Genomic DNA, 13582 nt, shown 5'->3' with positions numbered 1-13582 from the left:
CTCTAGAAATAAGAATGTTCAGGTGAACAGACCCGATCAATAAACAGCGTCGCGGCCAGCAAATCGGCGGCCCCGCCAGGCGAAGCGTTGAGCGACAGCATGCGCTGGTCGAGCTGCGCCAGCGCCTTCTGACCGCCTGCTGTGCGACAGCCGCCAGACAGCAGCACGGCGCGTGCTCCCTGCTGCATCGCTTTCAGTCCGGTCATACCGGCCCGTGACAGCACGCAGGTATCGCTGAGCGAGGTCATGATCGCCATCAGCGCATCAAGACGGGCTTCACTTTCACTGGCACCCGTTGCACGACTGGTCAGCAGTTGTGGCAGCGCCAGCTTCATCACGTGAGGAAACGCCTGTTGCGCCTCTTCGCGTGCGCCGGGCACCTGATAGCGATGCGTCGCTTTTAACCCTTTGCTGAACAGTTTTGGCGCGGCGCGGTCGGGCAGGCTGGCCAGCGCGGCTGCGGTGCGGGTCATCTGGTCGGCACTGGCCGCGCCACCGTGCATGGCTGCAGCACTGACCAGCAGTCCCAGCGCCCAGATCGCACCCCGATGGGTGTTGACGCCGCCGGTTGCCGCCATCATCTGCTGTTCACCGTCACGGCCCAGCCGACCCACCGTTTCACGCAGGGCAATATCAGCAGGACGCAGCCAGCTGTGACGGGCCAGCGCCAGAAAGGTCGGCACAAGGCTGTGAGCGGAACGCTCCATCAGCGCCAGTGTCAGGTCCTGATGCGCGCCGTTCCCCCGACTGTCTACCAGACCCGGCTTGGGGCTTAGCCGCGCTTCATCGGTCAGACAATCGCGCGCAATCGTCGCCAGCTGGCTGGCCTGCGCCTCGGTTTGAGTCTGCGACAGAAGTTTCATTACCAGCTCCGGAATTTTGCCGGTGGGTTATAAAGACCACCCGACCATTCCACCAGGTCAGAGACGCTGCTGGCGGCGAGCAGTGAGCGGGTCGCATCTGAACGACGAATGCCCATATCTTCCGGATAGACCACTTTGCCGCTTTTACGCAGGGCCGCCACGCGCGCCGCATCAACGCCAAGGCCGATATCGGTGATGCCGGCTACCGCAGCGACCATCGCACGGCGCTCTTCAAGGCTTTCCGCGCGATAGAGATAGGCAATACCCTCTTCGGTCAGCACGTGGGTGACGTCATCGCCATAGATCATCACGGGTGCCAGCGGCATACCGGTCGATTTCGCCACTTCAACGGCATCTAGCGTTTCAACAAAGGTTGGTTTGGCACCGGCCTGGAAGGTTTCCACCATCTGAACCACCAGTTTTTTACCGCGCTGCATCGGGTCCGGTTCGGTGATCATATTGAGCCATGCAGGCGTGGCATGACGTCGGCCGTGCGGATCGTGGCCCATGTTAGGCGCACCGCCGAAACCGGAAAGGCGACCGCGGGTCACGGTTGAGGAGTTTGCCAGGCCATCGACCTGCAGGGTGGCACCGATAAACATATCCACCGCATACTGACCTGCCAGCTGACAGAAGGCGCGGTTAGAGCGCATAGAGCCGTCGCTGCCGGTGAAGAAGATATCGGGACGGGCGCGAATGTACTCTTCCATGCCCAGTTCGCCACCGAAGCAGTGCACGCTTTCAACCCAGCCGCTCTCAATCGCCGGGATCAGCGTCGGATGCGGGTTAAGGGTCCAGTGCTTACAGATTTTGCCTTTCAGGCCGAGTTGTTCGCCGTAGGTAGGCAGCAGCAGTTCGATCGCGGCGGTATTAAAACCGATACCGTGGTTAAGTGACTGCACCTGATGTTCGGCGTAAATGCCTTTAATCGCCATCATCGCCATCAGGATATGTTCCTGTTTAATCAGGCGCGGATCGCGGGTAAACAGCGGTTCGATAAAGAAAGGTTTATCGGCTACGACGATGTAATCGATCCAGGAGCCGGGAATATCGACGCGGGGCAGGTCGGTCTCGTCATCGACCAGCTCATTTACCTGGGCAATCACGATACCGTCACGGAACGCGGCGGCTTCCACCAGGGCAGGCGTATCTTCAGTACTCGGGCCGGTGTAAAGGTTGCCTTTGCGGTCAGCTTTATAACCGGCAATCAGCGCGACGTTTGGACTCAGATCGACATAAAGGCGGGAATAGAGTTCGATATAGGTGTGGATTGCGCCTATTTCCAGCTGACCATCTTCTAACAACTGAGAAATACGCAGACTTTGCGGACCGGAAAAAGAGAAGTCGAGTTTACGCGCAATGCCTTTTTCGAAAATATCCAGATGCTCACTGCGACCCACGCTCGGCATAATCATATGCAGGTCGTGTACTAACGCCGGATTAACCTCAGCCAGGGTGCGTGACAAAAAATCGGCCTGCTTCTGGTTATTCCCTTCCAGTACTACCCGGTCGCCCGGTGCAATCAGTTTTTCAAATGCTTCTACAGCTCTTTCAGTAGGAATGACTTTGCCATCAACAGGAAAGGATGCCAGACGACGCGCTTTTTCACTGCGGCGCGTGTTCCATTCCCGGGCAGGCGTTTGGCCTGTGTTCATTTCAACCTCCTGATTAAAATAACGGTTGTTTCGTTTTTACTGAGGAAAGTTTGTGCTTTCTGATGATGTCGTTCAATTAAGCAAAAAGCCTGAACGTTATATTTACAGTAACAATAGGATGTGAACGTTTTGATATGCGAAGCAGAAGGAGTTGAGTTTAGGCGCTGACCAAAAATGTGATCTCATAAACGGATTTCTGTATAAAAAATGGTTTGAGTCTGGCATTTTTAATAAAAAGTTCGTCGTACAAAAATAAACTCTGCTACACGCTGAAAAGCGCAACCTGTCGGATCAGCACCCGGATTCACCGACCCGCTATCGCAGACATAAAAAAAGCAGGCCGAAGCCTGCTTTCTGATTCTTTAGTTAGTTACTGTCCGTTTATGATGCCAGCGACAGGGCGGGTTTAGCTTTCGCTGCCAGCCACTCGGTGACTCGCGCCTGCTGCTCTTTGGTCAGCCACATGCCCTGTTTGGTACGACGCCAGATAGCATCATCCAGCTCACGAACCCACTCATGCTGCACCAGGTAGCGTAATTCTGCTTCGTAAAACTCGTGACCGAAGTTCTCGCCCAGATCGTCCAGGCTTTTCGCGCCAGCCAGCAGGGTTTCAGTGCTGCTGCCGTAGGTGCGCGAGAAGTGGCGCGCCATATTTTCACTGATAAACGGATAGCGACGACGCAGGCTGGCCGCATAATCTTCACGGGTGCCGGAGATATTTCCGCCTGGCAACACGCAGTTCTTCGTCCATGCCGGGCCCGCGTTCGGGTAGTACTTCGCCAGTTTCTCCAGCGCATGTTCTGCCAGCTTACGGTAGGTGGTCAGCTTGCCGCCAAACACCGACAGCAGCGGAGCCTGACCATTATCGTCGCGCACATCCAGGGTGTAATCACGAGTTATCGCCTGTGGCGAATCGGATTCGTCATCACACAGCGGACGGACACCGGAATAGGACCAGACGATATCGTCAGCGGTCAGCTGCTTTTTAAAGTGTCCGTTGAACACTTTCAGCAGATAGTCGGTCTCGCTGTCATCAATATTGACGTTTTTCGGATCGCCTTTGTACTCGACGTCGGTGGTACCGATGATAGAGAACTCATCCATCCACGGGATGACAAACACGATGCGGTTATCTTCGTTCTGCAGAATGTAAGCCTGCTTTTCGGTATGGACGCGTGGCACCACGATGTGGCTGCCCTTGATCAGGCGAATACCGTAAGGTGATTTCAGCTTCAGGCTGTCGTCGAACAGCTGTTTGACCCACGGGCCGGCAGCATTGACCAGGCCTTTCGCCTGCCAGGTAAAGGTTTTACCGCTGTCGACATCTTCCGCTTCGACCTTCCACAGGCCGCCTTCACGCCAGGCACGGGTCACGCGGGTGCGGGTACGGACTTCGCCGCCACGCTTCACGACTTCCTGTGCGTTCAGTACCACCATGCGGGCATCATCGACCCAGCAGTCAGAATATTCGAATCCGCGCGTAATTTCCGGCTTCAGGGCCGAATCCGCGCCAAATCGCAAACTTTTACTGCCTGGCAGACTGGTACGCTTGCCAAGATGGTCATACATAAACAGGCCGGTGCGAATCATCCACGCCGGACGCAGATGCGGACGGTGCGGCAGACGGAAGCGCATCGGGAACGCCAGATGCGGAGCCATTTTCAGCAGCACTTCACGCTCGGCCAGTGCTTCACTGACCAGACGGAATTCGTAATGTTCAAGGTAGCGCAAGCCGCCGTGAATCAGTTTTGAACTGGCAGAGGAGGTCGCGCAAGCCAGATCCCGCGCCTCCAGCATTAACACCGACAGTCCGCGTCCTGCAGCATCTGCTGCAATGCCGGCACCGTTGATGCCGCCGCCGATCACGATCAGGTCTTTGGTTTCCACGTCATCTCCTCCGATGTTCGGAATAGTTCACTAATGTTCGTTTTCGAGCATAATCATAATCGCAAACCAACATTGACGCCAGCTTTTAACCAGGTAAAAACATTTTTGCGTGATATAGCTAACATTCTGCCCACCAAAAAAACCGATAGCCGTAACGATTGTCAGGTTATCGGCGTCGATTCTCGGGTTACACTACGCGCTATTGTGACGCTGTTATGAGAGATCCCATGGAAACGTTCGAATGTATTGATGTGCAGCAGGCGCAGGCGCGTCTGGCGCAGGGTGCGCTGCTGGTAGATATCCGCGATCCGCAAAGTTATGCCCTGGGTCATGCGGCGGGTGCGTTGCATCTGACCAACAGCAACCTCAGCGATTTTGTCAGCGGCGCCGATCACAGCCTGCCGGTGCTGGTGATGTGCTATCACGGCAACAGCAGCAAAAGCGCGGCACAATATCTGCTGGGACAGGGCTTCAGCGCGGCGTACAGCATTGATGGCGGCTTTGATGCCTGGCGTGCTGCCTTTCCTCAGCAGGTTGCCCTCGGCAGCGAATAGATTGCCGCTCGTCACATGGAGAGTTACTGATGCGCATTACTCAATTTAATCAGCCCCGCATGGCGCAGGCCTTTGTTGACTACATGGCGACGCGGGGCATCACGCTGCGTATTGAGCATGAAAATCACTACGTCATCATGCTGGATGATGAGAGCAAGATTTCACTGGTCGAAAACGAACTTCAGCAGTTTTTGCACGACCCTAACCATCCGCGTTATCAGGCCGCCAGCTGGCACAGCGGAAAAACTGACAGTGGCCTGCGCTATGAGCGCAGCAATATCTGGGCGAATATCCGTGAGCGTGCCGGTCCGCTGACCATGACGCTGATGGTGCTCTGTATCGCGATATTTATTCTGATGCAGGTCATGGGCGATCGCACCGTGATGGCCTGGCTCTCCTGGCCGGATGCCGATCAGCATCTTCAGGTCTGGCGCTGGTTCAGCCATGCGCTGCTGCACTTTTCACTGCTGCACATTCTGTTTAATCTGATGTGGTGGTGGTATCTGGGCGGCGCGGTTGAGAAGCGACTTGGCAGCGGCAAACTCTTTGTCATCCTGCTGATTTCGGCTCTGCTCAGCGGCTGGCTGCAGGCGAAGTTCAGCGGCATCTGGTTTGGTGGCCTGTCGGGCGTGGTCTATGCCCTGATGGGTTACTGCTGGCTGCGCGGGGAGCGCGATCCCGACAGCGGCGTCTATCTTGAACGGGGATTGATCGGTTTTGCGCTGGTCTGGCTGGTGATTGGCTGGTTTGGCGTCTTTGGTCTGGCTATTGCCAACGCGGCGCACGTCGCCGGTCTGGTGGTCGGACTGGCGATGGCGCTGGTGGATACGCGTAAAGTCACGCGTCGTTAGACAGGATTATGCGGGTTAACAGGAGAGGAACGTGAAGCAGACGCAACGTCATGATGCGATTATCGATTTAGTCCGTCGTCAGGGATATGTCAGTACTGAGGAGCTGGTGGATCATTTTGAGGTCAGCCCGCAAACCATTCGTCGCGATCTCAACGATCTGGCCGATCAGAACAAAATTCAGCGTCACCACGGCGGCGCGGCGCTTCCCTCCAGCTCTGAGAATACCGCCTGGCACGACCGTAAAATGATGTGGTCAGCGGAAAAAGCGCGGATTGCCCAGCGCGTGGCCAGCCAGATCCCGGATGGTGCCACGCTGTTTATCGATATCGGCACCACGCCGGAAGCGGTGGCGCATGCGCTGCTCAACCACAGCGATTTGCGCGTGGTCACCAATAACCTTAACGTCGCCATGCTGCTGATGGATAAACCCGATTTCCGGGTCATTATCGCGGGTGGTGAAGTGCGGACCCGCGATGGCGCGGTAATGGGTGAAGCGACGCTCGACTTTATTTCTCAGTTCCGGCTCGACTACGGCATTCTGGGGATCAGCGGCATCGATATGGATGGTTCGCTGCTCGAGTTTGACTATCACGAAGTCCGCACCAAGCGTGCCATCATTGAAAATTCACGCTGCGTGATGCTGGTGGTGGATCACTCGAAGTTTGGCCGTAACGCCATGGTCAACCTCGGCAACATGAGTCTGCTTGACTACCTCTACACGGACAAAACGCCGCCTGCCAGCGTAATGAAGGTGATTGAGCAGCATGAGGTTCACCTCGAACTCTGCTGATTCCTGCCACGCCAGCCTCCCGGCTGGCGTTTTTCTTTGATTGCTGTCGCTTTTTTCCTCACTCCCGTCTTTACTTAACGGTTGCTGGCACCCGGTTGCCAGCCCGTGCGCTTTCTATTTTTGCTTCACCTCATTGCGTAACAGAAGGGAGTGATATGCCGCAGCAAAAATTTAATAAAGCCCGTTTTAATGCCGCCTTTACCCGCCAGTGGCAACAGTTAAGTCTCCGTTCCGCCCAGCAGATGACCCCGCACCAGGCGTGGCAGGCGGTCAGCGCGGCGCTGGCGGAGCTACTGGACGCACAACCGGCACCGCGTCCGGCTGTGCAGCAGCGTCACGTTAATTACCTTTCGATGGAGTTTCTGATTGGCCGTCTGACCGGCAACAACCTGCTCAATCTCGGCTGGTATAACGACGTCAAAGCGGCGCTGGCTGAGCACGAGTTCGATTTAACGGAACTGCTGGAGCAGGAGGTCGATCCGGCGCTGGGCAACGGCGGGCTGGGACGACTGGCCGCCTGCTACATGGATTCGATGGCAACGGTGGGGCAGTCCGCCACCGGCCACGGACTGAACTACCAGTACGGCCTGTTCCGCCAGTCTTTCGATGATGGTCAGCAGATTGAAGCGCCCGATGACTGGCAACGTGAGCGCTATCCCTGGTTCCGCCACAACGCGGCGCTGGATGTGGAAGTCGCGATGGGTGGCCGGGTAGAAAAGCAGGAAAACGGCGGTGTACGCTGGCTGCCCGATTTTACGCTGCGCGGCGAGGCCTGGGATTTGCCGGTGACCGGCTACCGCAACGGCGTGACGCTGCCGCTGCGTCTGTGGCAGGCAGTGAGTGCACATCCGTTTGATCTTACGGCGTTTAACGACGGCAATTTTCTGCAGGCGGAGCAGCCGGGCATCGAGGCGGCAAAACTGACCAAAGTGCTCTATCCCAATGACAACCATCAGGCCGGCAAGCGGCTGCGCCTGATGCAGCAATATTTCCAGTGCGCCTGTGCGGTGGCGGATATCCTGCGTCGTCACCATCTGGCGGGACGCAGTATTCACAGCCTGCCTGACTTCGAAGTGATTCAGCTTAACGATACACATCCCACCATCGCCATCCCGGAGATGCTGCGCGTGCTGCTGGATGAGCATCAGCTGAGCTGGGATGAGGCGTGGCAGATCACCAGCCGGTTGTTTGCCTACACCAACCACACGCTGATGCCGGAGGCGCTGGAGCGCTGGGATGAGAAGCTGATGCGCAGTCTGCTGCCGCGCCATATTCTGATCATCAAAGAGATCAACCAGCGGCTGAAAAAGCAGGTGAAGCAGCGCTGGCCGGATGACAAAGCGATGTGGCACAAGCTGGCGGTGGTCGCTGACGGTCAGGTGCGGATGGCGAATCTCTGCGTCGTCAGCGGGTTTGCGGTCAACGGCGTGGCGGCGCTGCACTCAAGCCTGGTGGTCAGCGATCTTTTCCCGGAATATCACCAGCTCTGGCCGCAGAAATTCCACAACGTCACCAACGGCATCACGCCGCGCCGCTGGCTGAAGCAGTGTAATCCGGCGCTGGCCGGGCTGATTGATGAGACGCTGAAAACCGAGTGGGCCAATAACCTTGAGGCGTTAAGCGGTCTGGAGGCCTATGCCGACGATCAGGCGTTTCGTCAGCGCTATCGCAGCATCAAACAGCAGAATAAAGCGCAGCTCACCGAGTATATCGCCCGCCACACGGGGATTATCGTGAACCCGGCCGCGCTGTTCGATGTGCAGATCAAACGACTGCATGAGTACAAGCGCCAGCACCTCAGCCTGCTGCATATCCTCTACTGCTATCAGAAGATCTGTAATAACCCGGAGGATGTCACCTTTACGCCACGGGTGTTCCTGTTCGGGGCCAAAGCCGCGCCGGGTTATTACCTCGCCAAAAATATCATTTACGCCATTAACAAGGTGGCGGAGGTGGTGAACAACGATCCACGGGTCGGTGACCGACTCAAAGTGGTGTTCATCCCGGACTACCGCATCACCGTGGCCGAACTGATGATCCCGGCGGCCGATCTCTCAGAGCAGATCTCCACCGCCGGATATGAAGCCTCCGGCACCGGCAACATGAAGCTGGCATTGAACGGTGCGCTGACGATTGGCACGCTGGATGGCGCCAATGTCGAGATTGCCGAACAGGTGGGTGAGGAGAATATCTTTATCTTTGGTCACACCGTGGATGAGGTCAAAGCGCTCAAGGCGAAAGGCTATAACCCGAAAAAGGTGCGTAAGCAGAACAAGCCGCTGGACGATCTACTGAAATCGCTGGAGAAGGGCAAATTCAGCAACGGGGATAAACATGCGTTTGACCTGATGCTGGAGAGCCTGACGAAACATGGCGATCCCTGGCTGGTGCTGGCCGATTTCCAGGCCTATATCGAGGCGCAGCAACGGGTGGAAGCCCTGTGGCGCGACCCGGAAGGCTGGACCCGCGCCGCCATCCTCAATATGGCACGAACCGGCATGTTCAGTTCGGACCGGTCAATTCGTGACTATCAGCAACGTATCTGGCAGGCACCGCGCTAAGGAGCAGCAATGAAGCAACATTCACTCGGTCAGGCCGCCCGTGCCGCGGGAATTTCACTGGACTACATCAACGTCAATGGCGAGAAAGAGGCGATCAGCGATGAGACCCTGCAGGCGCTGCTGGCGGTGATGGATGATCCGCAGGACGCAAAAAAATCGCCGCTGCCGCCGGTCGCGGTGTTCAGCGGCAGTGGCAAGCGACAGCTGACGCCACAGGGCAGCGGCGTTTACCGCTGGCAGTTGCAGACTGAAAACGGCAAACAGCACAGCGGCGAGTTAACCGCCGGTGAGCCTTTTACGCTGCCTGGCCCGCTGGCGCAGGGGTACCACCAGCTCACACTCAGTAAGGGCAAAAAAAGCTGGCAGACGCGGCTTATCGTAGCGCCGCGCCGCTGCTATCTGCCTCCGGCGCTGGAAGCGGGGGAAAAACGCTGGGGTGCGCTGGTGCAGCTCTACACCGTGCGCTCTGAACAGAACTGGGGCATCGGCGACTTCGGCGATCTCGACCAGCTGCTGGTGCAGCTGGCTGAACGCGGTGGCGATTTCGTCGGGCTGAATCCGCTGCATGCGCTCTATCCCGCCAGCGCCGGTTTCGCCAGTCCGTACAGCCCGTCGTCGCGCCGCTGGCTGAACGTAATCTATATCGACGTCAGTCAGGTGGCCGATTTTCAGCAAAGCGCGGCGGCACAGAAGTGGTGGAACAGCGCCAGAACCCGGAAGGCGCTGACCAAAGCGCGTGAGGCGGAGCTGGTTGACTACGAGGCGGTAATGGCGCTTAAGCTCGCTGCGCTGCGGCACGCCTGGGCACACTTTCAGGCGCGAGACAGCCAGAGCGAAGAGCATCAATCCTGGGCGGCCTTTGTGCATGAAGGCGGCGACAGCCTGCGTTATCAGGCCGCCTACGACGGCATACAGCTGGAGCGACGGGCAGATAAGGCGCAGCAGGGCGGCTGGCCTGCGTGGCCGGAAGGGTGGCGCAACAGCCAGTTGCCGGAGGTGCAGCAGTGGTGTGCACAGCATGAAGAGGAGATCGCCTTCTGGCAATGGCTGCAATGGCTGGCGCAGCAGCAGTTCTCTGGCTGCTGGACGCACAGTCAGGCGCTGGGCATGAGCGTCGGACTCTATCGTGACCTGGCAGTGGGCGTGGCGGAAGGCAGCGCGGAAACCTGGCACGACCCGGAGCTTTACCGCCTCAAGGCCTCGGTAGGTGCGCCGCCTGACCGCCTCGGTCCGCTGGGACAAAATTGGGGCTTACCGCCGATGGATCCGCATGTAATGAAGGCGCGCGGCTACCAGCCATTTATCGACATGCTGCGCGCCAATATGCGCGACTGCGGCGCGTTGCGCATCGATCACGTGATGTCGCTGCTGCGTCTGTGGTGGGTGCCTGCCGGGGAGACGGCGGATAAAGGCGCCTATGTGGCCTATCCGGTCAACGATCTGCTGGCTATCCTGGCGCTGGAGAGCCACCGGCTGCGCTGCATGGTGATTGGCGAAGACCTGGGCACTGTGCCCCAGGAGATTGTCAGCCTGCTGCGTAAAAGTGGCGTCTTTTCATGGAAGGTGCTCTGGTTTGAGCAGGAGAAGGATGAGCGCTATCGCGCGCCGCAGGACTATCCGCGCCAGTCTATCGCCAGCGCCAGCACGCACGATCTGCCTACGCTGACCGGCTTCTGGGAGCAGGGCGACCTGGCGCTGGGTGAGAAGATTGGCCTCTATCCGGGCGATGCGGTGAAAGCGTTACATCAGCAGCGCGCCGCGCAGAAGCAGGCGCTGCTGGATGCGCTTCATCAGGCGGGCGCCTTACCGGCACGCAGCCAGAAGAAGGCAGAGAAGCTCACCATGACGCCTGCGCTGAATCGGGCAATACATCGCTTCCTGGCGGATACCGACAGTGCGCTGCTTGGCCTGCAGCCTGAGGACTGGCTTGGCATGACCACGCCGGTCAACGTCCCGGGCACGGTGGATCAGTACCCTAACTGGCGACGCAAGCTGAGCAAAACGCTGGAGGAGATCTTTGCGGACAAAGAAGTGAATGCACTGCTGAAGGTGGTCAGCCAGCAGCGTCAGTCAGGACAGAAAGGGCAATAACAGAAGCGCGGCAGCCAGGCTGCCGCGCTTAATCATCAGTAGAACGAGTGTTCACCGCGCTGATGCTCAGTAATATCCCGCACGCCTTTGAGTTCCGGGAAGGCGGCCAGCAGCTCTTTCTCGATACCATCTTTCAGGGTCACGTCGATCATCGAACAGCCGTTACAGCCGCCGCCAAACTGCAGAATGGCGTAGCCCTCATCGGTGATCTCCATCAGCGACACGCGACCGCCATGGCCGGCCAGCTGTGGGTTGATCTGCGCCTGAAGCAGATACTCAACGCGCTCAACCATTGGCGCATCATCAGAGACTTTACGCATTTTGGCATTCGGCGCTTTCAGCGTCAGCTGCGAACCAAGATTGTCGGTAACGAAGTCAATTTCAGCATCTTCCAGATAAGGCTTGCTCAGTTCATCAACGTAAGCAGAGAGCTTTTCGAACTTCAGTTCGGTGTCAGTAGCTTCAACGGCATCGGGCGGACAGTAAGAGACGCCACACTCGGCTGTTGGCGTACCCGGGTTAATCACGAATACGCGAATCTGGGTGCCATCTTCTTGTTTGGATAGCAGTTTAGAAAAATGTTCCTGGGCAGAGTCAGTAATTCGGATCATGTCGATTGCTCAATAGTTGACTAATTTAGTTGGTTATAATACGCCCATCAAAGACGCTCTACAAGGTACGGCACAGGCACCAGACCTGCACGCTGGCAGCACCCTGGGCCATTAACAGGCGGCTGATTTCATCTACCGTACTGCCGGTGGTAATGACGTCATCCAGCAGAGCGATATGGCGTCCCTGCACCACCATTTCAAGGCAGAAAACACCCCGTAAGTTGGTGCGGCGCTGGCGGGCGCTGAGCTGATGCTGTAATGCGCCCCCGCGCTTGCGGGAAAGACCTTCGCGCCATTCACATCCCAGCCAGTGCGCCAGCGGTGCGGCCAGCAGTACCGTCTGATTAAAGCCACGCTGCCAGCGTCGTCGCCGATGCAGCGGAACCGGCAGCAGCAGATCGGGACGCGGCACACTGCCACGCCGGTAAACATTAAGCCAGCTTAGCAAAAGCAGCCGCGCCAGCATCACCCTGAGTGCGGTTATGTGAGAAAATTTAAGCTGGTTAACCCACTGGCTGAACGGCGGACAATAGTCATTGACGCAGACCAGCGCCTGCCAGGCGGGCGGTTTAAGCTGGCAGCGGCCGCAGGCGACCTTTGCTGAACCTGCCGGCAATCCGCAGCGTGGACAGAGCAGCGGTAACGGCGGTAATCCGCGCAGACATAAGCTGCAGATGCCGTGCCGGGCTATCCGCAACGGCATCCGGCATAGCCAACACAGGGCAGGCATTGCTAGCATAGCGACCTCCTTATCATTTTCGGGATAGTAACTGATGACGTCGCTCTACTGGCACACCTGCGGAGAAGGAAAACGCGATCTTGTGCTGCTGCACGGATGGGGACTGAATGCCGAAGTCTGGCAAAGCATCATTCCGCGACTCAGCGCGCACTATCGCCTGCATCTGGTCGATCTGCCCGGCTATGGCCGCAGCCAGCATTTCGGTGCGCTGACGCTGGAGCAGATGGCAGCGCAATTGCTGCCTGCGCTGCCACCGCAGTCGATTGTGGTGGGCTGGTCGCTGGGCGGACTGGTGGCGACGCAGCTGGCGCTGAGTGCGCCAGAAAAACTGGCTGCATTGATCACCGTTGCCTCGTCGCCCTGTTTCACCGCCACAGAGAGCTGGCCCGGCATTAAACCGGAGACGCTGCAGAACTTTCAGCAGATGCTCAGCAACGATTTCCAGCGCACGGTGGAGCGCTTTCTGGCGCTGCAGACGCTGGGTACCGAAACGGCTCGCGCCGATGCGCGGCAGCTGAAAGAGGTGGTGCTGTCGCAGCCGATGCCGGAGGTGGCGGTGCTGGATGGCGGACTGGAGATTCTGCGCCAGGTCGATCTGCGCGACGCGTTACCGCAGATTACGCTGCCGTTCCTGCGACTCTATGGCGCGTTAGATGGACTGGTGCCGCGCCGGATTGCGGCGGAGATAGATGAAATGTTGCCAGCATCGCCTTCAGTGGTTATCGAAAAAGCCGCACATGCGCCTTTTATTTCCCATCCTGAGAGCTTTTGTCAGCATATTGTTAATTTTATCAATAATCTGTCGGGATAATGACGCTTTGCATTGGCAAAATCGCAGACAACAGCAATACTTCTCTCTGTGAGCGAGGCCGTTGCAATTTTATGTGATTAGTCATGGAAATGACTATGCCGTTCCATACTGCCTTACGCGTTTAGCGGCTGCTTACATCTCACAATGGATCATGAATGAGGGTAAACAT

At 57.6% G+C, this 13582-nt stretch carries 11 protein-coding genes; 6 read left to right on the top strand and 5 right to left on the bottom strand.

Going from position 1 to position 13582, the window contains the following annotated elements; translation table 11 throughout:
- Window positions 1–2 precede the first annotated feature (2 nt).
- The 3 genes from HFD94_RS17045 to glpD all read right to left on the bottom strand — a co-directional run bounded on the left by HFD94_RS17045 (window position 3) and on the right by glpD (window position 4405).
- Complete coding sequence (locus HFD94_RS17045) at window positions 3–863, bottom strand: triphosphoribosyl-dephospho-CoA synthase (RefSeq protein WP_132499647.1); 861 nt, start codon at window positions 861–863, stop codon at window positions 3–5.
- Window positions 863–2518: a malonate decarboxylase subunit alpha gene (gene mdcA, locus HFD94_RS17040; RefSeq protein WP_167433309.1), complete on the bottom strand. Its 1656-nt coding sequence runs from the start codon at window positions 2516–2518 to the stop codon at window positions 863–865. The genes HFD94_RS17045 and mdcA overlap by 1 nt, the downstream gene beginning before the upstream one ends.
- 381 nt (window positions 2519–2899) lie before the next feature.
- Window positions 2900–4405, bottom strand: coding sequence for a glycerol-3-phosphate dehydrogenase (gene glpD, locus HFD94_RS17035; RefSeq protein WP_010671548.1), 1506 nt, complete (start codon window positions 4403–4405; stop codon window positions 2900–2902).
- A 227-nt stretch (window positions 4406–4632) separates the two neighbouring features.
- Between glpD and glpE the strand changes: the two genes are divergently transcribed.
- The 5 genes from glpE (at window position 4633) to malQ (ending at window position 11252) form a co-directional block, all read left to right on the top strand.
- Window positions 4633–4959, top strand: coding sequence for a thiosulfate sulfurtransferase GlpE (glpE, locus tag HFD94_RS17030; RefSeq protein WP_010253207.1), 327 nt, complete (start codon window positions 4633–4635; stop codon window positions 4957–4959).
- 29 nt (window positions 4960–4988) lie between these two features.
- Window positions 4989–5810, top strand: a complete 822-nt coding sequence (gene glpG, locus HFD94_RS17025) for a rhomboid family intramembrane serine protease GlpG (RefSeq protein ID WP_010671549.1) — start codon at window positions 4989–4991, stop codon at window positions 5808–5810.
- 31 nt (window positions 5811–5841) lie between these two features.
- A complete protein-coding gene (locus HFD94_RS17020) occupies window positions 5842–6600 on the top strand; it encodes a DeoR/GlpR family transcriptional regulator (protein ID WP_010253201.1) in 759 nt (252 codons plus the stop codon).
- Between the two features lie 155 nt (window positions 6601–6755).
- The gene (malP, locus tag HFD94_RS17015) at window positions 6756–9161 is read left to right on the top strand and encodes a maltodextrin phosphorylase (RefSeq protein WP_167433308.1); all 2406 of its coding nucleotides are present in this window, start codon (window positions 6756–6758) and stop codon (window positions 9159–9161) included.
- Window positions 9162–9170: 9 nt separating this feature from the next.
- Window positions 9171–11252 carry a 4-alpha-glucanotransferase gene (gene malQ, locus HFD94_RS17010; protein ID WP_167433307.1) on the top strand — a complete coding sequence of 694 codons (2082 nt, stop codon included), beginning with the start codon at window positions 9171–9173 and terminating at the stop codon, window positions 11250–11252.
- 35 nt (window positions 11253–11287) lie between these two features.
- Here the strand turns inward: malQ and nfuA are convergent, their stop codons facing one another.
- Both nfuA and gntX read right to left on the bottom strand, forming a co-directional pair.
- A complete protein-coding gene (gene nfuA, locus HFD94_RS17005; protein ID WP_010253194.1) occupies window positions 11288–11863 on the bottom strand; it encodes a Fe-S biogenesis protein NfuA in 576 nt (191 codons plus the stop codon).
- Window positions 11864–11921: 58 nt separating this feature from the next.
- Window positions 11922–12602, bottom strand: a complete 681-nt coding sequence (gene gntX / locus HFD94_RS17000; RefSeq protein ID WP_163763325.1) for a DNA utilization protein GntX — start codon at window positions 12600–12602, stop codon at window positions 11922–11924.
- A 34-nt stretch (window positions 12603–12636) separates the two neighbouring features.
- Here gntX and bioH point away from each other — a divergent pair, with 34 nt between their 5' ends.
- A complete protein-coding gene (gene bioH, locus HFD94_RS16995) occupies window positions 12637–13413 on the top strand; it encodes a pimeloyl-ACP methyl ester esterase BioH (RefSeq protein ID WP_167433306.1) in 777 nt (258 codons plus the stop codon).
- The last annotated feature ends 169 nt before the right edge of the window (window positions 13414–13582 follow it).

The sequence above is a fragment of the Pantoea sp. EKM20T genome (assembly GCF_011800485.1).
Classification (GTDB): Bacteria; Pseudomonadota; Gammaproteobacteria; order Enterobacterales; family Enterobacteriaceae; genus Pantoea; species Pantoea agglomerans.
The sequence above is the reverse complement of the archived record's forward strand: the minus strand, read 5'-3'. Positions and strand labels throughout refer to the sequence as shown.

Bases quoted from the DNA above. Each gene is read 5' to 3' on its own strand.
- mdcA (WP_167433309.1), bottom strand. From the start codon at position 2,518: ATGAACACAGGCCAAACGCCTGCCCGGGAATGGAACACGCGCCGCAGT.
- malP (WP_167433308.1), top strand. From the start codon at position 6,756: ATGCCGCAGCAAAAATTTAATAAAGCCCGTTTTAATGCCGCCTTTACC.
- nfuA (WP_010253194.1), bottom strand. From the start codon at position 11,863: ATGATCCGAATTACTGACTCTGCCCAGGAACATTTTTCTAAACTGCTA.
- HFD94_RS17045 (WP_132499647.1), bottom strand. From the start codon at position 863: ATGAAACTTCTGTCGCAGACTCAAACCGAGGCGCAGGCCAGCCAGCTG.
- bioH (WP_167433306.1), top strand. From the start codon at position 12,637: ATGACGTCGCTCTACTGGCACACCTGCGGAGAAGGAAAACGCGATCTT.
- glpE (WP_010253207.1), top strand. From the start codon at position 4,633: ATGGAAACGTTCGAATGTATTGATGTGCAGCAGGCGCAGGCGCGTCTG.
- gntX (WP_163763325.1), bottom strand. From the start codon at position 12,602: ATGCTAGCAATGCCTGCCCTGTGTTGGCTATGCCGGATGCCGTTGCGG.
- glpG (WP_010671549.1), top strand. From the start codon at position 4,989: ATGCGCATTACTCAATTTAATCAGCCCCGCATGGCGCAGGCCTTTGTT.
- malQ (WP_167433307.1), top strand. From the start codon at position 9,171: ATGAAGCAACATTCACTCGGTCAGGCCGCCCGTGCCGCGGGAATTTCA.